24 protein-coding genes are annotated in these 22,581 nt (G+C 60.0%); 18 read left to right on the forward strand and 6 right to left on the reverse strand.

The annotated features are described in order from the left end of the window. Positions 1-2 precede the first annotated feature (2 nt). From HX812_RS19410 to HX812_RS19420, 3 genes are all read left to right on the forward strand, one after another. Entirely contained in the window at positions 3-818 is an 816-nt protein-coding gene (locus tag HX812_RS19410; RefSeq protein ID WP_038850068.1) for a zinc-dependent peptidase, read from the forward strand. A 109-nt stretch (positions 819-927) separates the two neighbouring features. After that, positions 928-1,455 (forward strand): inorganic diphosphatase, encoded by a 528-nt coding sequence (gene ppa / locus HX812_RS19415; RefSeq protein ID WP_003219382.1) that lies wholly within the window; start codon positions 928-930, stop codon positions 1,453-1,455. Between the two features lie 213 nt (positions 1,456-1,668). Beyond that, positions 1,669-2,445, forward strand: a complete 777-nt coding sequence (locus tag HX812_RS19420) for a S24 family peptidase (RefSeq protein WP_038850071.1) — start codon at positions 1,669-1,671, stop codon at positions 2,443-2,445. Positions 2,446-2,718: 273 nt separating this feature from the next. On the opposite strand, the gene HX812_RS19425 is transcribed toward HX812_RS19420, so the two are convergent. Continuing rightward, entirely contained in the window at positions 2,719-2,955 is a 237-nt protein-coding gene (locus HX812_RS19425) for a DUF6124 family protein (RefSeq protein WP_038850073.1), read from the reverse strand. Positions 2,956-3,448: 493 nt separating this feature from the next. On the opposite strand from HX812_RS19425, the gene HX812_RS19430 reads away from it, so the two are divergent. The 9 genes from HX812_RS19430 to HX812_RS19470 all read left to right on the forward strand — a co-directional run bounded on the left by HX812_RS19430 (position 3,449) and on the right by HX812_RS19470 (position 12,437). Further along, a complete protein-coding gene (locus tag HX812_RS19430; RefSeq protein WP_235165497.1) occupies positions 3,449-4,783 on the forward strand; it encodes an amino acid permease in 1,335 nt (444 codons plus the stop codon). After that, a complete protein-coding gene (locus HX812_RS19435) occupies positions 4,776-6,038 on the forward strand; it encodes an aspartate aminotransferase family protein (RefSeq protein WP_235165498.1) in 1,263 nt (420 codons plus the stop codon). Before HX812_RS19430 ends, HX812_RS19435 begins: the two co-directional genes overlap by 8 nt. Before the next feature lie 74 nt (positions 6,039-6,112). Continuing rightward, positions 6,113-6,841: a TetR/AcrR family transcriptional regulator C-terminal domain-containing protein gene (locus HX812_RS19440; protein WP_038850075.1), complete on the forward strand. Its 729-nt coding sequence runs from the start codon at positions 6,113-6,115 to the stop codon at positions 6,839-6,841. Positions 6,842-6,959: 118 nt separating this feature from the next. After that, a complete protein-coding gene (locus HX812_RS19445; RefSeq protein WP_177128141.1) occupies positions 6,960-8,957 on the forward strand; it encodes an acetoacetate--CoA ligase in 1,998 nt (665 codons plus the stop codon). Next, on the forward strand, positions 8,954-10,132 hold the full coding sequence (locus tag HX812_RS19450; protein WP_038850078.1) for a thiolase domain-containing protein: 1,179 nt from the start codon (positions 8,954-8,956) through the stop codon (positions 10,130-10,132). Before HX812_RS19445 ends, HX812_RS19450 begins: the two co-directional genes overlap by 4 nt. Position 10,133: 1 nt before the next feature. Then, positions 10,134-10,514 (forward strand): Zn-ribbon domain-containing OB-fold protein, encoded by a 381-nt coding sequence (locus HX812_RS19455; RefSeq protein WP_038850080.1) that lies wholly within the window; start codon positions 10,134-10,136, stop codon positions 10,512-10,514. Positions 10,515-10,624: 110 nt separating this feature from the next. Then, positions 10,625-11,257: an isochorismate family cysteine hydrolase YcaC gene (gene ycaC, locus HX812_RS19460; protein WP_016978556.1), complete on the forward strand. Its 633-nt coding sequence runs from the start codon at positions 10,625-10,627 to the stop codon at positions 11,255-11,257. Between the two features lie 149 nt (positions 11,258-11,406). Then, on the forward strand, positions 11,407-11,973 hold the full coding sequence (locus HX812_RS19465) for a hypothetical protein (protein ID WP_038850082.1): 567 nt from the start codon (positions 11,407-11,409) through the stop codon (positions 11,971-11,973). Between the two features lie 29 nt (positions 11,974-12,002). Continuing rightward, positions 12,003-12,437 carry a hypothetical protein gene (locus HX812_RS19470; protein WP_038850084.1) on the forward strand — a complete coding sequence of 145 codons (435 nt, stop codon included), beginning with the start codon at positions 12,003-12,005 and terminating at the stop codon, positions 12,435-12,437. Positions 12,438-12,452: 15 nt separating this feature from the next. Here the strand turns inward: HX812_RS19470 and HX812_RS19475 are convergent, their stop codons facing one another. Further along, complete coding sequence (locus HX812_RS19475; RefSeq protein WP_038850086.1) at positions 12,453-13,484, reverse strand: YhcG family protein; 1,032 nt, start codon at positions 13,482-13,484, stop codon at positions 12,453-12,455. 187 nt (positions 13,485-13,671) lie between these two features. Between HX812_RS19475 and HX812_RS19480 the strand changes: the two genes are divergently transcribed. From HX812_RS19480 to HX812_RS19505, 6 genes are all read left to right on the forward strand, one after another. Next, positions 13,672-14,316, forward strand: a complete 645-nt coding sequence (locus tag HX812_RS19480) for an NAD(P)H-dependent oxidoreductase (RefSeq protein ID WP_038850088.1) — start codon at positions 13,672-13,674, stop codon at positions 14,314-14,316. Further along, on the forward strand, positions 14,255-14,632 hold the full coding sequence (locus HX812_RS19485) for a MerR family transcriptional regulator (RefSeq protein WP_038850090.1): 378 nt from the start codon (positions 14,255-14,257) through the stop codon (positions 14,630-14,632). The genes HX812_RS19480 and HX812_RS19485 overlap by 62 nt, the downstream gene beginning before the upstream one ends. Positions 14,633-14,790: 158 nt before the next feature. After that, positions 14,791-15,033, forward strand: a complete 243-nt coding sequence (locus HX812_RS19490; RefSeq protein WP_003176346.1) for an exodeoxyribonuclease VII small subunit — start codon at positions 14,791-14,793, stop codon at positions 15,031-15,033. Further along, positions 15,030-15,917, forward strand: a complete 888-nt coding sequence (gene ispA / locus HX812_RS19495) for a (2E,6E)-farnesyl diphosphate synthase (protein ID WP_038850092.1) — start codon at positions 15,030-15,032, stop codon at positions 15,915-15,917. Before HX812_RS19490 ends, ispA begins: the two co-directional genes overlap by 4 nt. 110 nt (positions 15,918-16,027) lie before the next feature. Continuing rightward, positions 16,028-17,926 (forward strand): 1-deoxy-D-xylulose-5-phosphate synthase, encoded by a 1,899-nt coding sequence (dxs, locus tag HX812_RS19500; protein ID WP_038850094.1) that lies wholly within the window; start codon positions 16,028-16,030, stop codon positions 17,924-17,926. Between the two features lie 45 nt (positions 17,927-17,971). Further along, on the forward strand, positions 17,972-19,867 hold the full coding sequence (locus HX812_RS19505; RefSeq protein WP_038850095.1) for a TonB-dependent receptor domain-containing protein: 1,896 nt from the start codon (positions 17,972-17,974) through the stop codon (positions 19,865-19,867). Here HX812_RS19505 and HX812_RS19510 read toward each other — a convergent pair. The 4 genes from HX812_RS19510 to HX812_RS19525 form a co-directional block, all read right to left on the reverse strand. Beyond that, the gene (locus HX812_RS19510; protein WP_038850096.1) at positions 19,864-20,649 is read right to left on the reverse strand and encodes a cobalamin-binding protein; all 786 of its coding nucleotides are present in this window, start codon (positions 20,647-20,649) and stop codon (positions 19,864-19,866) included. The genes HX812_RS19505 and HX812_RS19510 overlap by 4 nt on opposite strands. Beyond that, a complete protein-coding gene (locus tag HX812_RS19515) occupies positions 20,646-21,065 on the reverse strand; it encodes a nuclear FMR1 interacting 1 family protein (RefSeq protein WP_038850098.1) in 420 nt (139 codons plus the stop codon). The genes HX812_RS19510 and HX812_RS19515 overlap by 4 nt, the downstream gene beginning before the upstream one ends. Further along, entirely contained in the window at positions 21,062-21,679 is a 618-nt protein-coding gene (ribA, locus tag HX812_RS19520; protein WP_016978544.1) for a GTP cyclohydrolase II, read from the reverse strand. Before ribA ends, HX812_RS19515 begins: the two co-directional genes overlap by 4 nt. Positions 21,680-21,808: 129 nt before the next feature. Then, positions 21,809-22,528 (reverse strand): ABC transporter substrate-binding protein, encoded by a 720-nt coding sequence (locus HX812_RS19525; RefSeq protein ID WP_038850099.1) that lies wholly within the window; start codon positions 22,526-22,528, stop codon positions 21,809-21,811. Positions 22,529-22,581 lie beyond the last annotated feature (53 nt).

Consider the following 22,581-nt stretch of genomic DNA (forward strand, 5'->3'; position numbering starts at 1 on the left):
ATATGTGGTCCCTCAGCGCCTGGCGTCGCCGGCGCTTGCTGGCCAAGCACCCGATTGCCGATGAAACCTGGCAGCGGGTGCGCCATCACCTGACCTTCCTCGACGGCATCAGCGCCGAGCAGGACCAGTGGCTGCGCGAAGCCTGCGTGATGTTCCTCGCCGAAAAGCACCTGACCGCCCTGCCCGGCGTCGAGCTGCACCAGGAACAACGCCTGCTGCTCGCCGCGCAGGCGCAATTGCCGCTGATGAACCTGGGCGACCTCGACTGGTACCAAGGCTTCCATGAAATCGTGCTGTACCCCGACGACTTCGTCAGCCCGCAGCGCCATCGCGACAGCAGCGGCATCGAGCACGAATGGGACGGCGAACACAGCGGCGAAGCCTGGCAACAGGGCCCGGTGATCCTCGCCTGGCCCGGCGTGCTGGCCAGTGGCAATTGGGAGGGCTACAACCTAGTCATCCACGAACTGGCGCACAAGCTCGACATGCTCAACGGCGACGCCAACGGCCTGCCGCCGCTGCACAACGACATGCGCGTGCAGGAATGGGCCAGCGTGATGCAGACCGCCTACGACGACCTCAATCGCCAACTCGACGCCAACCCGGACGCCGAGACCGAGATCGACCCCTACGCCGCCGAAAACCCGGCTGAATTCTTTGCCGTCACCAGCGAATATTTTTTCAGCGCCCCGGATTTGCTGGTCAGCCATTATCCACAGGTGTACGCCCAACTCAGCCGCTTTTATCGCCAGGATCCCTTGGCCCGCCTCACCCAACTGCAAGCCAGCGACCCGCGTTATCAGCCACAAGGCGAATGACCGTACGACGTCTGGCGCATGGCATCGGCGTCAGAATGTGCCTATAATCGCCGCCACTTTTAGGCCAATCCGGCCATGTTTAATGGCCAATTAACGGGGGCAACGCCCAATGAGCTACAGCAAGATTCCGGCTGGCAAAGACCTGCCGAACGACATCTACGTCGCCATCGAGATTCCGGCCAACCACGCGCCGATCAAATACGAAATCGACAAAGACAGCGACTGCCTGTTCGTTGACCGTTTCATGGCCACCCCGATGTTCTACCCGGCCAACTACGGTTTCATCCCTAACACCCTGGCTGACGACGGTGACCCCCTCGACGTGCTGGTCGTAACCCCTTACCCGGTTACCCCAGGCTCGGTAATCCGCGCACGTCCGGTCGGCATCCTGAACATGACCGACGACGGCGGCGGCGATGCCAAAGTCATCGCAGTGCCACACGACAAGCTGTCCCAGCTGTACGTGGACGTGAAGGAATACACCGACCTGCCGCCGCTGTTGCTGGAGCAGATCAAACACTTCTTCGAGAACTACAAAGACCTCGAAAAAGGCAAATGGGTGAAGATCGACGGTTGGGGCAACGCAGACGCCGCCCGCGCCGAGATCCTGAAGTCGGTCGCTGCCTACAAAGGCTGATACTTGCTCCTCATTGCCCAGGCAATTGAAAAAGCCCCGATCATTCGGGGCTTTTTTGTGAGAAAAATTAAACGACAAGTTCAATTGCTTATAGCAAATGTTTAATTTCGATATCAATCCGAAGTATCAGGCTACAACTAAGCAAAGACCTACATGACCAACTCAACGCATGGTTTATTTGATCTGTTTTCCCGGTCAGTAAGCTTTGTGTTTATGAATACATCAGGTGATCGTTTAAAAGCGCTACTGCGGGAAGTCCATCTTTCCGCCTCCGACTTCGCCAAGAACCGCGGCGTCACGCCTCAACACGTGAACAACTGGTTCAAGCGCGGTGTACCCATGGGCCGACTCAACGAGATCGCAGAACTGCTGTGCATCTCCAGCCGTTGGCTGCGCACCGGCGAAGGCCCCAAACACCCACCGGCCAACTTCCTGCTGGAAGGCCCGACCACCCGAAAAGGACTGCCCACCATCCGCGAAGGAAGCGGCAAATACCTCACAGGCCCCGCCTGTCTTCCAGAAAAAATCGACGTGGAGATCGACCTCCACCCCTCATTCACCTCCACCGAACGCATCCGCGTCACCTTGCACACCCTCCAAGCCCTCAACGTCAACCCCGAGCGCGCCCTGGGCGCCTACATGGTCGACAACAGCATGATCGACATCATCCAACAAGGCGCCACCCTCGCCATCGACCGAGGCCGCACCCAAATCATCGACGGCGAAATCTACGCCGTCGAACACGACGGCATGCTGCGCATCAAATACCTCTACAACCGACCCGGCGGCGGATTGCGCATGCGTAGCCACAATGCCAACGAGCATCCGGACGAGTACCTGACGTACGAGCAACGGTTCGAGCAGAACTTCCAGATTGTGGGCTGGGTGTTCTGGTGGTCCACGTTGAATAACCGCAGGCCACCCGTGCCGCTGGATGAGCATTTATTGGGCTGGGAAGGCTCTAAATCGGATCCAGAGGTGGGCAACTGAAGTGAATGTGGGTATCATGCGCCGCACATTTGGCAGGGGGTGGCGAAGGCTATCCACCCTGCTCGGCGATGCGGAGGAGTTCCCGCTGATGCCCCTACTATTCAGCCCGACGCAATGTGGGCTGAGCGATTTGAAGGCTGGTGAGGTTTGTCAAAAACAAGCTGAAGCAGTCCCCGAGAAGCCGGCCACAAGCCGGCTTTTTAATGCCTGAAAATATCCCAAGTCAATTGTCCAACAGGCTGCTGGACAATTGAATGACCCAAAGCGGACCGCTTAGCTAGGCTGCATACACTCCACAGCCCGATCCGCCACCATCTTCGCCATCTCCACCAAATGCATCACCGCCCTCTGCGGCGCACCCAGGGGTTCCCCGAGCACCTGCGACGTCGCCACCGCACATTGCAGCAACTCCGCCACACGCACCCAGGCATCCTCAAAGCTGAGTTCTTCATTAACGGTAAATGGATTAGGCGCAAGCGCAGAGCGAGAGTTCGAAAGGGTATTTTCCATGGCACAACTCCAATTAAAAGTGTGTACCAATCGAATCCGGGCGACTAAACCCGATCACTGAATAAGCAGTGACAATCCGCAGCTTAGTCACCCATGCCCGCTGGCGCAATGCGCTTGAGATTCTCTCGGAAACGTCCTGCAAATGAAAGCGACCCGCCCTGCTGGCCCTTGAAAATCACCTCCAAATCCACCCCGTGTTCCCCCCACCCAACCTGTGTTCCTAGGTGACACCTCACCGCCGCTCCCCACTCAAAGCCCTCCCAAAGAAACGTCCTACACCCATATCTAGACAAACCCTCTACGCCGTAAACCCCCGTCCCTTAGGCCTGATGGCCCAAAACCTGCTTATTGCACGCCGTACAATAAAACCGGCCCAAGCCGGACCACCACCCACATCCACTGCGCAACGCAGTACGGGGGAATGCTGATGTCCACAACACCGCTTCACTCTTCCAACCATGGCTTGGCGCGATCGCTTAAAGAGCGCCATGTGATGTTGATCGCAATCGGCGGAATCATCGGGGCCGGTTTGTTTTTGGGGTCGGGCAAGGCGATTGCCACGGCGGGGCCGGCGTTGTTGCTGGCGTATGCGTTGTGTGGGGGGATGGTTTATCTGATTGCGCGGGCGCTGGGGGAGTTGTCGTTGTATCGGCCCAGCAGTGGGTCGTTTGCGACCTATGCGGAAGAGTTTTTGGGGCCGCGAGTGGCGTTTATCACGGGGTGGTCGTATTGGATGATCTGGATTCTGGTGGGGGTGCTGGAGGTGACCGGGATCGGGGTGTTGATGAAGTATTGGTTTCCGGAGTTGCCGCAGTGGATTCCGGCCTTGGTCACTGTAGGCGTGTTGATGGTGATCAATCTGTTTGCGGTGAAGACCTTCGGCGAGGTGGAGTTCTGGCTGGCGTTGATCAAGGTGTTGACGATTGTCGGGCTGATTGGGGCGGGGTTGGTGATTCTGCTGTTTGGGCTGGAGACGTCGGCGCAGACGACACCCTCGGTAGCCAATCTCTGGCAGCACGGTGGGTTTTTTCCGAATGGCTGGAGTGGGTTTTGGTTTGCGGTGCCTGTCGCCGCTTTTACCTTTGCCGGGATTGAGGTGGTCGGTCTGGTCGCGGCGGAAACGGCGGAGCCGCAGCGCACGTTGCCACGGGCGATCAATAGCATTTTGTGGCGCATGGCGATTTTTTACCTGGGGTCGACGGCGGTGATCATGGCGCTGTATCCGTGGAATCAGATCGACACGTCGCAAAGCCCGTTTGTGATGGTGTTCGACAGTATCGGGCTGGGGATGGCGGCTGGGCTGATCAATTTTGTGGTGATCAGCGCGTTGGCGTCTTCCTGTAATACCGGGCTGTTTGCCACCAGCCGAATGTTATTTGCACTGTCACATATTCAGCAGGCGCCGCGTCAGTTGCGGGTGTTGAGCCCGCGCCAGGTACCGGCTCGGTGCTTGATGGTGTCGACTGCGATTTTGCTGGTGGGGGTGCTACTTAATTACCTGATTCCGGAGCGCATTTTCAGCTTGTTGATCACCGGCATTCTGGGCCTGTTGATTTGGGTATGGGTGGTGATTATCACCGCGCATATGGCTTATCGCCGCAAGGTGCAGCGCAATGGCTTGGCGCAGGTGCATTACCGTTTGCCCTGGCCCAAGGTCAGCAGTGTCTTGGTGCTGGGTTACCTGGGTGTGCTGACGGTGTTGGTGATCCGCGACCCGGAAACGCGGGCGGCGTTTTATGTTGCGGCGGCGTGGTTCGGGTTGTTGATGCTGGTGTATCCGAAACGTGCGGCGCTGAAGAAGGGGGTGGGTGATGCCTGGAATGCTTGAGCTGAAACATTGCATTCAACGGTACATCCAGGCCAATCCCAACAGTGCACGTCAACTGGATTGGGTGGCGCGGGTGATGCCAGGGGGTAACACCCGCTCGGTGCTGTTTTACGAGCCGTTTCCGTTGGTGATGACGGGCGGCAATGGGTGCTTTCTCGACGATCTGGACGGGCACCGTTATGTCGACTTTTTGGCCGAATACACGGCGGCGTTGTATGGGCACTCTCATCCGGTGATCATCCATGCGCTGTCAGAAGCGATGGCGAACGGGTTGAACCTGAGCGCACACACAGAACTGGAAGCGCGGTTGGCGGCACTGATTGTGGAGCGCTTCAGTTGCATCGAGCAGGTGCGCTTTACCAATTCCGGCACCGAGGCGAATCTGCTCGCGCTGGCGGCGGCAAAAGCCTACACCGGACGCAGCGGCGTCATCGCGTTCAACGGCGGTTACCATGGCGGCGTGTTGAGTTTTGCCGGGGCGAACACAGCGATGAATGTGCCGCATCGGGTGTACCTGGCTGACTATAACGACCTGGAGAGCGTCGAGCGTTTGCTGCGTGAGCATGTCGACATCGCGGCCATCCTGGTAGAGCCGATGCTCGGTGCAGGCGGGTGTATTTGCGCAGAGCCGGGTTTTCTCGAAGGCTTAAGAGAAAGGAGCCAGGCCCACGGTTCACTATTGATCTTCGACGAAGTGATGACCTCGCGCCTTGGCCCCGGTGGCCTGCAGGAAAAACTCGGCATCACGCCCGACCTGATCACCCTGGGCAAATACATCGGCGGCGGCATGCCGTGCGGTGTCCTCGGTGGGCGGCGGGACATCATGGGGCAGTTCGACCCGCGTCACGGGAGCCTCTCCCATGCGGGCACGTTCAACAACAATGTGCTGACCATGGCGGCGGGTCTCGCCGGATTGGAGCAGGTGTATACCCGCGAAGCCGCATTGGACCTGAATGCTCGAGGCGACAAGCTACGCGAACAGCTCAATCAAGCACTGGCCCCCATGGCGATGCAATTTACCGGACAAGGTTCGGTGATGAATCTGCATCCCACGGGCTTACTCATCCGTCGGCCCTCGGATATTCCAACGGAACGAAACGACCTACGCGACCTGTTCTTCTTTCACCTGCTCGAATGTGGGATCTATAGCGCACGCCGTGGTTTATTTGCGCTGAGCTTGCCACTGACTGAGCGCGAACTAAGCAGGCTGACATCGGCCACACAGGCATTTGCCGAGCGCTACGGAGGAAGTTGACACCGCCCCGGCAGAGCGACAGCGAATCGGTGAACCGCTATCCTTTCGCCGTCGCTCAACCGGAACCCACAACAATGACCAGCAAAACCGCAAACCCTCGGGGCAGGCGCAAGAAGACCGCTGGCGAAGACGCGAAAAGCCCATTGAACAGGGACACCATCATCGCCGCCGCGCTGGCGCTGATCGATCGCGATGGCCTGGACAAATGCAGCCTGCGCAACCTGGCCAACAGCCTTGGGGTGTACCCGACGGCGATCTATTGGTACGTCTCGTCGCGGGAGTTGTTGTTGAGCGAAGTGCTGGCCAACGTCCTGCAAGATGTCGCCCCGACACCTCAGGAACGTTGGCAGGACTACCTGCGTACGGCGATGTTCAACTGCCATGACGCCGTGCAGCGGCACCCGAACATCGCGCCGTTGTTGGGGTCGCAATTGGTCTCCAATTCCAGCACTGACTTCAAGTTGGTCGAAGGCGTGTTGGCGGCCCTGCAACAGGCGGGTTTCAGCGGCCCTTCCCTGGTCGGTGCCTACAATACGTTCATTGCCGCGCTTGCCGGTTTCACCACGTTGGAGTACGCGCCATTGCCGGAAAACACCGAGGCATGGCAGCACCAGGTGCAGGAAAACCTGCGTGCCGTCGACGCCGAAAAACACCCCACTCTCGCGCAGAATATGGACCAGTTGAGCAATCGCGGTTTCAGCCTGCGCTGGCAAAATGGGGTGGACGCGGCGCTTGATGAGAGCTTCACGTTTTACGTCGATACCCTCCTCTGCGGCCTGGAAACCCAAGCCTTGCGCTGCTGAAAATTCGTACAACAAAACCAGAAACGCCACTAATTGTACGACGTACAACTTATCGCTACAGTCCGCCACGCAAGAGCACCCATGACTCGAATAACAAAAACGTCAGAGGTCTTTTATCGTGGCAACTGCATTCGACAACGTGGTCCAGGGCCAACTGCTCTGGCTGCCCTCCCCTGAACACCTTCAACACGCCCGACTCACGCATTATCTGGATTGGCTGAGGCGCGAGCGCGGGCTCAGGTTTGCCGACTATCAAGGCCTATGGCAGTGGTCGGTCGATAAACCGGAAGCCTTCTGGCAGTCGATCTGGGATCACTTTCAGGTGCAGGCCAGCAGCCCACATCAGGCAGTGCTGGGTGATCGAGCAATGCCCGGTGCGCAGTGGTTTCCCGGCGCACGCTTGAACTTTGCCGAGCATATTCTGCGCAATGAGCAGGACGGTGACGCGCTGCTCTACGTGAATGAAACCACCGGCCTGCAAGGCTTGCCCTGGAGTGAATTCGCCGACCAAGTACGCAGGCTGGCGACCTATCTACGCGAGTCGGGCGTCGTGCCGGGTGACCGGGTGGTGGCTTACCTGCCGAACATCCCCGAGGCGATGATCGCGCTGTGTGCGTGTGCTTGCATCGGTGCTGTCTGGGCCAGTTGCTCACCGGATTTCGGCGCAGAGGGCGTGTTGGACCGGGTGCGACAATTGTCGCCCAAGGTGCTGTTGGCGGTGGATGGGTATCGCTATGGCGGCAGGGTGTTTGACCGGCGTGAGCAGGTGCGAGATATCGCCCGCGAGCTGGAGAGTATCGAGCAAATCATTGTGTTGCCGGCACTGTTTCCCGATGACCCGCTGATGCTCGCGAACGCCATCGGCTGGCCTACGTTGCAGCAACGTCCGACGGTGCCCGCCGCCGATTTCCATTGCGAGCAACTGCCTTTCGATCATCCGCTCTGGGTGCTGTTTTCTTCCGGCACGACCGGACTACCCAAAGCCATCGTGCAGAGCCATGGTGGCATTCTGCTGGAGCAGCTGAAGGCCCTGCATCTGCACCTGGATTTTCGCCCCGGTGATGCCGCCTTCATTTTCACCACCACGGGCTGGATGATGTGGAACACCTTGTTCAGCGCGTTGCTCTGCGGGGTGCGGCCGGTGCTGTACGACGGCCATCCCACTTGGCCGAATATCGATACGCTGTGGCAAATTCTGCAAGACAGTCGCGCCAGTTTTTTCGGCACCAGCCCAACCTATATCGAATTGATGAAGCGTCACGACGTGGTGCCTCGGGAGCGCTTTGACCTGGGCGCGCTACGCACCGTCATGCCCGTGGGCTCGCCGGTTTCGCCACAGTGCAACGCCTGGTTTTATCGCCACCTCAAGGCCGATGTGTGGGTGACCACGGGCAGCGGTGGCACGGATATTTGCACCGGCCTGGTGAGTGGCGTGCCCACGCTGCCGGTGTATGCCGGGGAGATCCAGGCGCAAGCCTTGGGGGTGGATGCCCATGCGTTTGATGAACAGGGCCGGGCGGTGATTGATCAAGTGGGCGAGTTGGTGGTGACGTCACCGATGCCGTCGATGCCGGTGTATTTCTGGAATGATCCGGGGGATGAGCGTTACCGCGACAGCTATTTCCAACCCTGGCCTGGCGTGTGGCGTCATGGGGATTTTTTCCTACTCAATGCCCGCGGAGGCTGCCAGGTGCTCGGGCGTTCGGATGCGACGCTGAATCGCTTTGGGGTGCGGATCGGCACGGCAGAGATCTACCGGGCGCTGGAGCCGATAGAGGAAATCGACGATGCCCTGATCGTGAATCTGGATCTGCCCGAGGGTGGTTTCTTCATGCCGCTATTTATCCAACTGCACCCTGGTGCCGTGCTGGACGAAGCATTGCGCCAACGCGTGTGTGAGTGCTTGCGGCAGGCTTGTACGCCCCGGCATGTGCCGGACCAGATCATCGCAGTGCCGCTGATTCCGCTGACGCTTACCGGTAAAAAAATGGAAGTGCCTGTGCGCCGAATCCTGATGGGCCACGACCCGCAAAGCGTCGCCAACCCCAGCGCCATGCGCGATCCACAGGCGCTGGCGTTTTTTATCGAATACGCCAACCGCAGGTGCCCATCATGAAGGGCAAAGCCTTTGTTGTCGGCGCTTATGAACATCCCACACGTCATGCGGTGGATCGCTCTCTCGCGCAACTGCATGCGGATGTGGCCCGAGGCGCCTTGGCGGATGCGGGGCTTAGCCTCAGCGATGTGGACGGTTACTTCTGTGCAGGTGACGTACCCGGTTGGGACGCACCCGGCGTAGGACCTTTCTCCATGGTCGAATACCTAGGCATACAACCCCGGCACCTGGAGACTACAGAAAGCTGGGGCTCTTCCTACCTTCATCACGTCGCGCAAGCCACCCGCGCCATTGCCGACGGGCGTTGCACCGTGGCCCTGATCACCCAGGCCGGCCGCCCACGCGCCGAGCGCCAGCGACCGGATACCAGTCACCTCGATCAACCGCAAACCACCTGCGAAGCGCCCTTTGAAATGCCCTACGGCGCCGCCGTGACCAACCTCTACGCGATGTGCGCCATGCGCCATCAGTACGAACACGGCACCACCGCCGAGCAACTGGCCTGGATCAAAGTCGCGGCATCGCACCATGCCCAGCACAATCCCCAGGCGATGTTGCGCAAGATTGTGACGGTGGAGGATGTGTTGAGCTCGCCGTTGATCGCAGCGCCCTTGCGACGGCTGGATTGCTGCGTGATCAGCGATGGCGGTGGCGCGCTGGTGGTGGTGCATCCGTCCATCGCGCGCGCCCTCAAGCGGCCGTTGATTACACCGATTGGCGCCGGTTATTCGATCAGCCATTTGAACGGCGGCTATTTCGACCTGCTGTCTTCCGGTGCGGTGAAGTCGGGTGCCGATGCGTTCGCCGAAGCACGGCTCAAACCCGGGGATATCCGCTACGCCTCGCTGTACGACAGCTTCACCATCACTGTCCTGATCCAGCTGGAAAACCTCGGTTTCTGCGCACCTGGTCAGGGCGGCGCCTTTGTTGCCGACGGCAAATTGATCAGCGGCGTGGGTCCGCTGGCAATCAACACCGACGGCGGTGGGCTGTGCAACAACCATCCTGGCAATCGCGGCGGCATGGCCCGGCTGATAGAAGCGGTGCGGCAACTCCGTGGAGAAGCTCACCCGGCGGTGCAACGGCCCGACTGCGCGCTGGCCCTGGCCCACGGCACCGGGGGTTTGCTGGGCTCACGGCACGGCAGCGCGACGCTTATTCTGGAGCGCCTTTGATATGCACCTGACCTCACCGCACATCACCCCCGAAAGCGCACCGTTCTGGGAGGCCGCCAACCGCGAACAGCTACTGCTGCGCCGCTGCCTCGACACCGGCAAGCCGTATTTCTACCCCCGCGACCACAGCCCGTTTACTGGCAGCGCCCACACCGATTGGATCGTCGCCAGCGGCAACGCCACCTTGTACAGCTTCAGCTACAGCGGGCGGAACCATGAGACGTATTGCATCGCCTACGTAACGCTCGACGAAGGGCCAACAATATTATCGGTTGTCCAGTGCGATGAGCCACGACAGTTACGCATCGGCCAACGGCTCAAAGTGGCCTTCGCACCGACGCCGAACGGGCAAAAAACACCTGTGTTCACATTGTCTCCTTAGGGTTGACGGTAAGACACACCGCAGACGATTTATCACCCCATGCTCACCCATTAATCTGTGCCCATGTTGAACGCAACGCCCAACCAACCTAAACAAAAAAGGATTCAACCATGAGCACTGCAACCTACAACCGCCTCAACAAAGACGACGCCATTGTTCTGCTGGTCGACCACCAGACCGGCCTGATTTCCCTGGTGCAGGACTTCTCGCCCAACGAGTTCAAGAACAACGTGCTGGCCCTGGCCGACCTGGCCAAGTTCTTCAACCTGCCGACCATCCTCACCACCAGCTTCGAGCAAGGCCCCAACGGCCCGCTGGTGCCAGAATTGAAAGAGATGTTTCCGGACGCGCCGTACATCGCCCGCCCAGGCCAGATCAACGCATGGGACAACGAAGACTTCGTCAAGGCGATCAAGGCCACCGGCCGCAAGCAGATCATCATTGCCGGTGTGGTGACGGATGTGTGCGTGGCGTTCCCGACTTTGTCGGCGCTGGCGGAAGGGTTTGAGGTGTTTGTGGTGACCGATGCGTCAGGCACGTTCAATACCACGGTGCAGCAGGCGGCGTGGAGCCGGATGACGCAAGCGGGTGCGCAGTTGATGAACTGGTTCTCGGTGGCGTGTGAGTTGCACCGCGACTGGCGCAACGATATCGAAGGCCTGGGGAACCTGTTGTCCCAGCGCATTCCCAACTATCGCAACTTGATGAATGGTTACTCGGCGTTGACGGCGCGTAAGGACTAACTCAACCGCTGCACACACTAAGCCTGCCTTGAAACGCAGGCTTTTTTGGTTAACTAGCAATGCGCCATTAGCACACTCGCCCTAATTGTGACGGCACCGCCTCACCACTAAAGTCCTTCGCTTATTTCGAGCCTCAAGGAAGGACGCTATTGAATACCTTAACCAAAGTCGGGCGCTGCCTGGCACTGTTGCCCGTCTTGCTGACCAGCACACCGTCGGTATTGGCCGATGAAGAAACACCGATCGGCGACTGGTCGATCATCTACGGCAGCGGCCGAGCGCATAAAAATGTGATGTATGTGGCCGACCGTACCTCCGTGGTGCCCTCGAACCACAACAAGGGTGCGAAGCTGGTGGCTGTCACGGTGGTGTATGAAGAACCGGGCAAGCCGATGATCGATGTGTACAACATCGAGGTGCAGTGTTCCACGCGCAAGTTGCGCTTTCTCAACGGCCAGTCGGTCGCACCATTTTCCTACACCCTTACGCACTTGAAAGTCTCCAACACGTGGCAGACGCCGAAGGAATTCTGGCTCGATCGCACGCTCGCGTATGTCTGCGAACCGGGCAAGAGTAAGGACACCATCGCCATGGGCAAGATGACCCACCTGCAGATGATCCAGACCACCAAAGCGATGTTCCAGCAATTGGGGCCGACTCAGGAAAAAAGCCAGATGATCGATGACCTCGACGACATGCTGGGCAACAAGCGCTGAGTCACACTCACCTACAAGAAGGATTCACCATGCCTACATGGACAAGGCTGTTACTGGCTGGGCTTTTGTTGCCTGCCGTACTGTTTATCAGTGGGTGCCACCTGATTGCGCAGTCACGCTGGGAAGGTCGTGACGTGCAAGAGGCGCTGGATTTATTCGGCAAACCCGACTCGATGAAGAAGCAGAATGCACCCAATGGCGACACGCAGGTGGTGATGACTTGGCACAAGTCCTCTTCATGGACGACCACTGAAGCCGCCGGGACTTCAATGAATCACACCGGGAACGGAATGGTGTACACCGAGTATTACCAGCAAGTCGGGCACAGTTCGGATTGCAAGCTGGAAGCCACGGTGGATAAAACGAAGAAGATCGTGCTGTTCAGGATTGAAGATGGCCGGATCCTGCATGGCAAGTGCCTGAATGTGCCATTTGTGCCGGGTTATATTCCGCCGGGGTTTTGAGGCTGCCAGTCGGTTTTAACCCGCCAGCTCCCGCTCGATCTGCTCGATGCTTGGCAGGCTGGTTCGCAGTTCTGCGGGCAACGACTCCACCAGTTGATATTCCGCCACGCCAATCGGTCGGTTGTTATCGCGCAACGCATATTCGGCGACGACTTCGTTCTTGCTCTTGCACAACAGCAGGCCGATGGTGGGCCCATCTTGTGGATGTTTAAGCTGGGCATCGACGGCAGCCAGATAAAAGCTCAGCTTCCCCAGATGCTCGGGTTTGAACTTGCCGGCTTTCAGTTCGATGACCACGTAGCAGCGTAGCTTCACGTGATAGAACAGCAGGTCGACAAAGAACTCATCGCCTCCGACATCCAGCAGCACTTGCTGGCCGACAAAGGCGAAACCGGCGCCCAGCTCCAACAAAAAGTCGGTGACGTGCTTGATCAAGGCGTTTTCTATGTCGCGCTCCTGCGCGTCCAGGGCCAGGCTGAGGAAGTCAAAACGGTAAGGGTCTTTCAGCGACTCACGCGCCAGGTCGGATTGCGGTTTGGGCAGGTGGGTCTCGAAGTTGCTGACGGCCTTGCCACTGCGTTCCAGCAGGCGGTTTTCGATTTGCATCACCAGCGAGTTACGCGACCAGTTGTTTTCAATTGCCTGGGTGATGTACCAGCGGCGGGTTTCGGGGCCGGGGAGTTTGTCGAGCAACACCACATTATGGCCCCAAGGTAATTGTGCAGCAGCCTGTTGCACAAATTCAGCATCCGGCCACGCCTCGGCAAAAGCCCGCATGTACTTGAGATTACGCGGCGAAAAACCCTTCATTCGTGGAAAGGCCGCACGCAGATCCTGGGCAAGTCGATCTATGACTTTGCTGCCCCAGCCCTGCTCCGCCTGGCGGGTCAAAATGTCGTGGCCGATCTGCCAATAGAGCAACACCAATTCCCGATTCACTGCCAGTGTTGCGCGCTGCTGCGCCGCATGAATACGGCCTTTCAGGTCAGTCAGCCAGTCACTGTAGCCCGCGGGTGGCGCGGTCAAGCCGATACAGGGTTCGCTCATGCCATGTCACTCTGGAGTTTTGAGGCAGGCTAGTCAGGCGCACTGACTGTCACAAGGGGCGAAGGTCGTTCCAGGAAGGACCCCTCAATAACTACAGAAACGTCCTGCTGGCCATTGCGGACTACTGACTTGACTCTCCCCTATACAGCAGCCTTTAACCTGAAACGCCCTGTTCAGGACCTCCCCCATGACCCCGCGTACCCTGGTGATCCTAGGCCACCCCTCCCGTTCCAGCTTTTGTTCAGCCCTGGCCGAAACCTACATCCAGGCCGCAAAAAACGCCGGCCATGAAGTACGTGTCCTACGCTTGGGCGACTTGGCATTCGACCCAGTCCTTCATCATGGTTACACCCAGATTCAACCGCTGGAACCTGACCTGCTCAACGCGCAATCCGACATTCTCTGGGCTACTCACCTGACCTTTGTTTTCCCGATCTGGTGGGGTGGCATCCCGGCGTTGATGAAGGGTTTTATCGACCGAATCTTCCTACCCGGTTTTGCCTTTAAATACCGCGCGGGCAAGGCATTCCCTGACAAACTGCTTCGCGGCCGAACGGCACATTTACTGGTGACCCTGGACACGCCGCCATGGTATTACCGCTGGTTCTATCGCATGCCGGGCATTCACCAGATGCGCAAGACCACTTTGGCGTTTTGCGGCATCAAGCCGATCAATACGCTGATGCTCGGCCCTGTGCTGGGTTCTACGCCAACACAACGGGAAAAATGGCTGAAACAAGCCAGCGCTTTAATGGAAAAAGGGAGTTTTCATGTACATCGGCAAAGCCGCGCAGTTGTCGGGCACGACCATCAAGGCGATTCGTCACTATGAGGCGATTGGGCTGTTGCCAGCACCGCAGCGTCAGGGCCAATACCGGGTCTATTCGGCGCAGAACGTTGAGCTGCTGATGTTCATAAAGTGCGCGCAGCAGTTGGGATTCAAGCTCAAGGAGTTGCAGGAAATTCTTTCCGGCCACGTAGGCGATGCATTGCCTTGGGAGCGGGCGGACCAGGCAATCGCAGACAAGAAGCAGGAACTGGCCCTGAAAATTGCCGCGCTACAGGAAATGCACGTGGGATTGCAGACATTTGAAGCACAGTTGAAAACATCACAAGAACAGTGCTCGTCGATGGCGCAAAGATCCTGACCGGCGGTGAGCCGAATAAAATAGCTATTCGGCTCATCTGATGAGCCGAATAGGCCGCTTATTCGGCTCACCGCCTGAACACCCTACCCCACTCATTTGCCCAGAATCCCCATGTCTGCTAGTGTCGCGCCGGTTTACCGTCTACCGGAATAGCCGCCATGGCCCGCAAAAAAGTTGCACTCGATTTCGAACAATCCCTCGCCGACCTGCAAACCCTGGTCGAGCGTCTGGAGAACGGCGAGTTGTCGCTGGAAGACTCGTTGACAGCGTTTGAGCAAGGCATTGGCCTGACCCGCGACTGCCAGAGCGCCTTGGCGCAGGCGGAGCAGAAGGTACAAGTGCTGCTGGAACGCGACGGGGAGTTGGCCGAAGAACCTTTCGATGCGGAACAGCCCGAATGATCGACGCGTATCAGGCCAGTAGCCAAGCCCGGGTCAATGCGGCCTTGGAACCCTTGTTTGTTGCGCCAAGCCCCGAACTCAAGCGTCTTTACGAAGCCATGCGCTACAGCGTGATGAATGGCGGCAAGCGTGTGCGCCCGTTGCTGGCGTATGCAGCGTGTGAAGCCTTGGGCGCAACCGCCGAACAGGCGAATGGCGCGGCCTGTGCGGTGGAGTTGATCCACGCCTATTCCCTGGTGCATGACGACTTGCCGGCGATGGACGACGACGATCTGCGTCGCGGCCAGCCAACCACCCATAGAGCCTTTGATGAAGCCTGTGCGATCCTCGCCGGTGACGGCCTGCAAAGCCTGGCGTTCAGCGCACTGCTGGACCCGACGCTGAGCAGCGTGAATGCCGAGATCCGCTTGCGCATGGTCACGGCGCTGGCCGTGGCGGCAGGCCCGGCCGGCATGGTCGGCGGCCAGGCCATCGACTTGGGTTCGGTCGGCCAGAAGCTCGATCAACAAGCCCTGGAATACATGCACCGCCACAAGACCGGCGCCTTGATTGAAGCCGCCGTGCACTTGGGCGCGCTGGCCAGTGGGCGTGCCGAAGCCGCTCAACTGGCGGCGTTGAAGGCCTACGCGCTGGCCATCGGCCTGGCGTTCCAGGTGCAGGACGACATTCTCGACGTAGAAAGTGACACGGCCACCCTGGGCAAACGCCAAGGCGCCGATATCGCACGGGATAAACCGACTTACCCTGCGTTGCTCGGGCTGGAAGCAGCCAAGGCCTATGCCTTGGAACTGCGTGACCAGGCCCTGGACGCCCTGCGACCTTTCGACGCGGCGGCCGAGCCACTGCGTGACTTGGCGCGCTATATCGTCGAACGCCGGCACTGATAACGGCGGCCATTGCGGCCGCATATCGGCCAAGTTCAGCGCTCTGCGTGGGCAGTTCGCGATGCTTGAGGTAAACTGCCGCCTCTTCTATACCTATAACGATTCGCCTGATGCCCACGACGTTTCAAGAGATTCCCCGCAAGCGCCCGTCCACGCCCCTGCTTGACCGTGCTGTCACGCCGGCCGGCCTGCGTCGACTGGGTGAAGCCGAGCTGGAAACCCTGGCCGATGAGTTGCGCCTGGAATTGCTCTACACGGTCGGCCAGACCGGTGGGCATTTTGGTGCCGGGCTGGGCGTCATCGAGCTGACCATCGCCCTGCATTACGTGTTCGACACCCCGGATGACCGGCTGGTGTGGGACGTGGGCCATCAGGCGTATCCGCACAAGATCCTCACCGGTCGCCGCGAGCAGATGGGCACCCTGCGCCAGAAGGACGGCATTGCCGCCTTCCCGCGCCGCGCCGAGAGCGAGTACGACACCTTTGGCGTCGGCCACTCCAGCACCTCCATCAGCGCCGCGCTGGGCATGGCGATTGCCGCCCGCCTGCAAGGCAGCGATCGCAAGGCGATTGCGGTGATTGGTGATGGCGCGCTGACCGCCGGCATGGCCTTCGAAGCGCTCAACCATGCGCCGGAAGTGGACGCCAACATGTTGGTGATCCTCAACGACAACGACATGTCGATCTCGCGCAATGTCGGTGGTCTGTCGAATTACCTGGCCAAGATCCTCTCCAGCCGCACCTACGCCAGCATGCGCGAAGGCAGCAAGAAGGTACTCTCGCGTCTGCCTGGCGCGTGGGAAATTGCCCGCCGTACCGAAGAATATGCCAAAGGCATGCTGGTGCCTGGCACCCTGTTCGAAGAGCTGGGCTGGAACTACATCGGCCCGATCGACGGCCACGACCTGCCCACCCTGATCGCCACGCTGCGCAACATGCGTGACCTCAAGGGCCCGCAGTTCCTGCATATCGTCACCAAGAAAGGCAAAGGCTTCGCCCCGGCGGAAGTCGACCCGATTGGCTATCACGCCATCACCAAGCTGGAGCCGCTGGACGCTCCCGCCGCCGCGCCGAAAAAGGCCAGCGGGCCGAAGTATTCCGGCGTGTTCGGCGAATGGCTGTGCGACATGGCCGCCGCCGACCCGCGCCTGGTGGGCATTACCCCGGCGATGAAGGAAGGCTCGGACCTGGTCGCGTTCAGCGAGCGTTTCCCGCTGCGCTACTTTGACGTGGCAATTGCCGAACAGCACGCGGTGACCTTCGCGGCCGGCATGGCCTGTGAAGGCGCCAAGCCGGTGGTGGCGATCTACTCCACCTTCCTGCAGCGCGGTTACGATCAGTTGGTGCATGACGTCGCAGTGCAGAACCTCGACGTGCTGTTCGCCATCGACCGTGCTGGTTTGGTGGGCGAAGACGGCCCGACTCACGCTGGCAGCTTCGACTTGTCCTACCTGCGCTGCATCCCCGGCATGCTGGTGATGACGCCGAGCGACGAGAACGAACTGCGCAAGATGCTCAGCACAGGCCACCTGTACAACGGGCCGGCCGCCGTGCGTTACCCGCGCGGTAATGGCCCGAATGCAGTGATCGAGAAGGACCTTGAGCCTATCGAGATCGGCAAGGGCATCGTGCGTCGCCAAGGCAGCAAGACTGCGTTCCTGGTGTTCGGCGTGCAGTTGGCCGAAGCGCTGAAGGTCGCTGAGAAGATCGACGCCACCGTGGTCGACATGCGCTTCGTCAAACCCCTGGATGAAGCGTTGGTGCGTGAGATTGCCGGCAGCCATGAGCTGCTGGTGACCGTCGAAGAAAACGCCATCATGGGCGGTGCCGGCGCGGCCGTCAGCGAGTTCCTGGCGCGGGAGAACATCCTCAAGTCGGTGCTGCACCTGGGCTTGCCGGATGTGTACGTCGAACACGCCAAGCCGGCGCAGATGCTGGCCGAATGCGGGCTGGATGAAGCCGGTATCGAGGCATCGGTTCGCGAGCGCATGGCGTTGCTCGGCCTGTAACCCACGAAAGGTGGGAGCCTGCTCCCACCTTTGCTATGGATAGCCATGAAAAGCCTGCGCTTCGCCCTGCCCCTGCTGCTTTTGCCCACCACTGATTTGCTCGCCGAGACGTTCGAGCGCGACGACGCCCTGAAACTCCCCAACGTAGTCATCAGCGCCAACCGCCAGGTCCAGGCCCGCAATGACAGCAGCGCCGCCAACACCGTCTTCACCCGCGACGATATCGACCGCCTGCAACCTACCAGCGTGACGGACCTGCTTAGCCGCGTGCCGGGTGTGCAGGTCGCGCCGACTGGCGGGCGTGGCAGCCTGCCGGGGATTTATATCCGTGGCACCAAATCCGCACAAAGCCTGGTGTTGGTGGACGGCCAGCGCATCGCCAACACCACCTCAGGCGATAGCGGCCTGCAGTACCTGAACGTCGACCAGATTGAACGGGTGGAAGTGCTGCGCGGTTCACGTTCGGTGATCTATGGCAGCGATGCGATAGGCGGGGTGATACAGGTATTTACCCGGCGTAATGCCGAGCAGGGCCTACAGCCGCGCCTGAAAGTGGGCTTTGGCAGCCACCAAACGTGGGAGCGCAGCCTCGGCCTGTCCGGTGGCGATGAGCACACGCGCTTCAACCTCGGCGCGAGCCTGGATGAGACCGCCGGCATCGATTCGACACACACGTCATTCCCCAGCGATGGCGACCATGATGCCTACCGCAACCAGTCCGTCAGCCTGAACCTCAGCCACGCCTTCAGCGATGAGTTGGAAGCGGGTTTCAATCTGTTGGATAACCGCGGCAAGTCGGAGTACGACAACAGCTTCGGCCGCTACGACGACGTCACCGGGCAAACGCTGGGGCAAAAGCCCTACACCGACTACACCGTGAGCAGCGCCAGCGGCTACGTGGATGCCCAACTCAACGAGCGCTGGCAGTCGCGCCTGGAACTGGGCCACAGCGAGAACCGCGATACCAAGCGCGACACCCTCAGTGACGATTTCAGCGTGTTCAACACCTACCGCGACTCGGTCAACTGGCAGAACGACCTGACACTCAATGACCAGAACAGCCTGATACTCGGCGGCGACTGGTATGAAGACCGCCTCCATGGCTCTACCACCTTTACCGAGAGCAGTCGCTGGAACCGCGCCGCCTTTGTGCAGCATCGCTTCCATAGTGAATGGTTTTCCACCGAGCTGGGCCTGCGGCGTGACCAGAACCAACAGTTCGGTGGGCAGAACAGCTGGAGCGGCACTCTGACCCTGCCGGTCAACCCGGACAATGAACTGCTGCTGAGCTACAGCGAGGGCTTCCGCGCCCCGACCTTCAATGATCTGTATTACCCGGACGAATACGGCTTCAAGAACAGTAACCCTGACCTGAAGCCCGAAACCTCGAAAAGCTACGAGATGCAATGGCGCAGCCAACTCAGCGACACCCGCCGCCTGGAAGCTTCGCTGTACCGCACCGATATCCAGGATGCGGTCGTGTTCGGCAGCGACGGCCCGCAAAACGTCAGTTCGGCGCGCATCAACGGTTTCGAGGCCGCACTCAAGCAGGAGCTGTTCGGCTGGCAAAGCAGCCTGGGACTGGCGATGATTGATCCACGAGACCGCGATTCCGGGCGTACGTTGGCACGGCGCGCCAGGCGCACGGTGAGCCTGGACCTGGATCGCCAGTTCGACCAATTCGGCGTCGGCGCCAGCTGGCAGGCGGTCAGCAGCAGCTACGACGACCCGAAGAACCAGCAACCGTTGGGAGGCTATGGGTTGCTCGGGTTGCGCGCCAGTTGGGCGGTGAACCGTGAAATCACGCTGAACATGAAGGTCGATAATCTGCTGGACAAAGCCTACAGCCGCGCGCTGTATCAGTATCAAGGCCAGCAATATGGCTACCGGGAAGCTGGCCGGGCGCTGATGGTGGGTATGACCTGGACGCCGGACCTCTAACGGGGCGCAATCACCTGACACAACCGCCCCACCGCCTCCAGCATCTGCCCGCTGGGCCGCTCCAGGCCTTTATCCGGCACCACACGCACCCGTTCGGCCATCGCTGGCCAGACCTTCCACGCATCCTTCTGAGCCTGGTCCCCCACCAGAATCATCTCGGGATCACGCTGCAACACCGACTCGATGCTCACCTGCGGCGCGGGCAACTTGAGGTCATCGAACACATTGCGCGCGCCGCACACACTCAACGCATCGCTGATGATCTGCCCGCCGCCCACGGTATACAGCGGCTGGTTCCACACTTGGTAAAACACGCGCAATGGCTCGGCACGCTGATAGCGCTGACGCAGCTCGGCCAGGCGTTGGCGTAGCTGCGCGGCCAATTGCCGGCCGGCTTCAGCACGGCCCAATTGCTCGGCGATGGCCTGGACCTGGGTGGTGAGTTGTTCAAGGCTATGGGGTTCAGCGACGTAGACCGGGATGTTCAGCCGTTGCAACTGCTCACGCTGGGCTGGGCCGACGCTGCCGGGCCACAGCAGGATCAAGTCGGGCTTGAGGCTGAGCAGGCGTTCCATATCCAATTGGCCGTAATGCCCCACCGAGGCCACGTGCGCCAGGGCAGCCGGGCGCTCGCCACCATCGAGCACACCCACCAGCACGTCAGCGGCGCCCAGCTCAGCAACGATTTCAGACAGGGACGGCGCCAGGCTGACCACCCGCTCGGCCGCCAATGCCTGGGCACTCAACGCCAGCAGCAGGACCGCCAGCCAAGCACGCTTCATCCCAGTTGACGGGGGATGCGGTAGAGGTAGAACAGCACCAGCGTCGACAGTGCCAGCAGAAACAGCGGCACCGCTTCCAGGCCGACGAACACCGCCAGCGCGCCGATCCAGGCCGGAACCGCCGCCACCAGCAACGCCGTACGCCGACGGGCCGCCAGGGTGATCCAGGCAGCCGGTTCTTCCGGGGTATCAAGGGCTTTGGAGGTGGCGATCAACGCGTGTTTATAGCCGTTGAAGTAACGCAGGCTGAGAAACATCGAGGCCACGCCGGCAATGAAGAACGGCATGGCCAGCACTGGCAGCAAGGATTCGGCTTGGCCGAACACCAGGTTGATCACAAACAGGGGCACCAGCGCCAGGGCCAGGTACTGCCACCAGTTGAAGGACAGTCGCCGTTTCACCTGGCCACGGGTCACGCGCGGTCGACCTCGCCCTGATGCTCGTTGCCCATCATGTGGTCGAGCTTGCTGGCCTTGGTGGCCAGGTAGAGTTTGTTGTGCGGGTTGTGCCCGGTGTGCAGCGGCACGCGCTCGGCCACGGTGATGCCCATCTCGGTCAAGGCTTTGACCTTGCGTGGGTTGTTGGTCATCAGGCGCAGGGATTTGACGCCCAAGTGCTCCAGCATCGGCAGGCAGATCGCGTAGTCACGCTGGTCGGCGGCGAAACCCAGGCGCTCGTTGGCCTCGACGGTATCGGCGCCGCCGTCTTGCAGCTCGTAGGCGCGGATCTTGTTCATCAGGCCAATGCCACGGCCTTCCTGACGCAGGTACAGCAATACGCCACGGCCTTCGCGGGCGATGGCCCGCATGGCAGCTTCCAGTTGCGAACCGCAGTCGCAACGCTGACTGAACAGCGCATCGCCGGTCAGGCATTCGGAATGCACACGCCCCAGCACTGGCGCGCCATCCGCGATATCGCCCAGGCTCAGCACAACGTGCTCGCGCCCGGTGGCTTCTTCGAGGAAGCCGTTCATGGTGAACGTGGCAAAAGGGGTAGGCAGCTTGGAAGCGGCGACGAAAACGACGGGCACCGTGTGCTCCTGATTTCAGTTTTTACGATGGCGGCCATTGTAACAGCAGGTTCCTACAGACGCTTAAGCTGAATTATCGCTGATAAAGATCAATAGGTTCGATTGGCCTTCGCCTTGGTTCTATGCAGGTCAGAACGGATACGGCTGTTTCCAGTGCTCGAAAATCGCCTTTAACTCGCCGCTTTTCACCAGCGCCGCCATGCGCTGGTCGAACACGACCATCAAGGCACGACCTCGCTCGTTATCGGCAAACCCGATATAGAGCGGCAGTTCGGCGATGTGGGTCAGTGTGAACTTGGACGGGTCATCCGCCTGGTTCAGCACGTACTTGGCCTCAGTCAGCGCATCGATGTAGAAGTCGGCCCGCGCGTGTTGCAGCATCGGCAAAATACCGTCGCGGCGCTCGATCTGGTTGAAGCGGTGCACATTGGGCAAGTACTCCTCGTACTTGTAGCCGCGCACCCAGGCCAGGCGGTAATTGCCCAGCGTGGCTGCCGTCGGCGCTGGCGTGCTGGCCAGGCCGAGGGCGTAGATATGATCGGAATCGAAGTTCCAGTGGGGGTACAACACACCCGTGGCTTCATCGCGATAGGAGCCGACCCAGCCATCCACTTCGCCGCGCTGAGCCAGGCCGACCGAGCGGGTATAGGGCACCGAGCGGGTCTGCAGCGTGATTCCAGCGGGTTCGAACACCTGGCGCAGCACGTCCCAGGCCAGGCCGCTGCCGTCTTTGTTGGTGTAGTCGTTCCACTCTTCACTGGCGAGCATGACCTTGCCGGGCACGTCCTGCGCCTGGACCAACGACGTAAAGGCACACAGCACTATCAGCAGCCAGCGGCGCACATCCATGGTGGCGACCTCCTACAGGGCCTTGCATCCGTGATTACGCTATAGAGGGTAGC

Origin of the sequence: Pseudomonas sp. IPO3749, from assembly GCF_013386605.1 — a bacterium.
Taxonomy (GTDB): domain Bacteria; phylum Pseudomonadota; class Gammaproteobacteria; order Pseudomonadales; family Pseudomonadaceae; genus Aquipseudomonas; species Aquipseudomonas azotoformans_A.

Coding starts and splice junctions, on each gene's coding strand:
- HX812_RS19425 (WP_038850073.1), bottom strand. CDS start 2,955: ATGGAAAATACCCTTTCGAACTCTCGCTCTGCGCTTGCGCCTAATCCA.
- HX812_RS19420 (WP_038850071.1), top strand. CDS start 1,669: ATGAATACATCAGGTGATCGTTTAAAAGCGCTACTGCGGGAAGTCCAT.
- HX812_RS19410 (WP_038850068.1), top strand. CDS start 3: ATGTGGTCCCTCAGCGCCTGGCGTCGCCGGCGCTTGCTGGCCAAGCAC.
- ycaC (WP_016978556.1), top strand. CDS start 10,625: ATGAGCACTGCAACCTACAACCGCCTCAACAAAGACGACGCCATTGTT.
- HX812_RS19430 (WP_235165497.1), top strand. CDS start 3,449: ATGTTGATCGCAATCGGCGGAATCATCGGGGCCGGTTTGTTTTTGGGG.
- HX812_RS19525 (WP_038850099.1), bottom strand. CDS start 22,528: ATGGATGTGCGCCGCTGGCTGCTGATAGTGCTGTGTGCCTTTACGTCG.
- HX812_RS19485 (WP_038850090.1), top strand. CDS start 14,255: ATGTACATCGGCAAAGCCGCGCAGTTGTCGGGCACGACCATCAAGGCG.
- HX812_RS19510 (WP_038850096.1), bottom strand. CDS start 20,649: ATGAAGCGTGCTTGGCTGGCGGTCCTGCTGCTGGCGTTGAGTGCCCAG.
- HX812_RS19470 (WP_038850084.1), top strand. CDS start 12,003: ATGCCTACATGGACAAGGCTGTTACTGGCTGGGCTTTTGTTGCCTGCC.
- HX812_RS19480 (WP_038850088.1), top strand. CDS start 13,672: ATGACCCCGCGTACCCTGGTGATCCTAGGCCACCCCTCCCGTTCCAGC.
- ispA (WP_038850092.1), top strand. CDS start 15,030: ATGATCGACGCGTATCAGGCCAGTAGCCAAGCCCGGGTCAATGCGGCC.
- HX812_RS19490 (WP_003176346.1), top strand. CDS start 14,791: ATGGCCCGCAAAAAAGTTGCACTCGATTTCGAACAATCCCTCGCCGAC.
- dxs (WP_038850094.1), top strand. CDS start 16,028: ATGCCCACGACGTTTCAAGAGATTCCCCGCAAGCGCCCGTCCACGCCC.
- HX812_RS19475 (WP_038850086.1), bottom strand. CDS start 13,484: ATGAGCGAACCCTGTATCGGCTTGACCGCGCCACCCGCGGGCTACAGT.
- HX812_RS19440 (WP_038850075.1), top strand. CDS start 6,113: ATGACCAGCAAAACCGCAAACCCTCGGGGCAGGCGCAAGAAGACCGCT.
- HX812_RS19505 (WP_038850095.1), top strand. CDS start 17,972: ATGAAAAGCCTGCGCTTCGCCCTGCCCCTGCTGCTTTTGCCCACCACT.
- ppa (WP_003219382.1), top strand. CDS start 928: ATGAGCTACAGCAAGATTCCGGCTGGCAAAGACCTGCCGAACGACATC.
- HX812_RS19450 (WP_038850078.1), top strand. CDS start 8,954: ATGAAGGGCAAAGCCTTTGTTGTCGGCGCTTATGAACATCCCACACGT.
- HX812_RS19455 (WP_038850080.1), top strand. CDS start 10,134: ATGCACCTGACCTCACCGCACATCACCCCCGAAAGCGCACCGTTCTGG.
- HX812_RS19435 (WP_235165498.1), top strand. CDS start 4,776: ATGCTTGAGCTGAAACATTGCATTCAACGGTACATCCAGGCCAATCCC.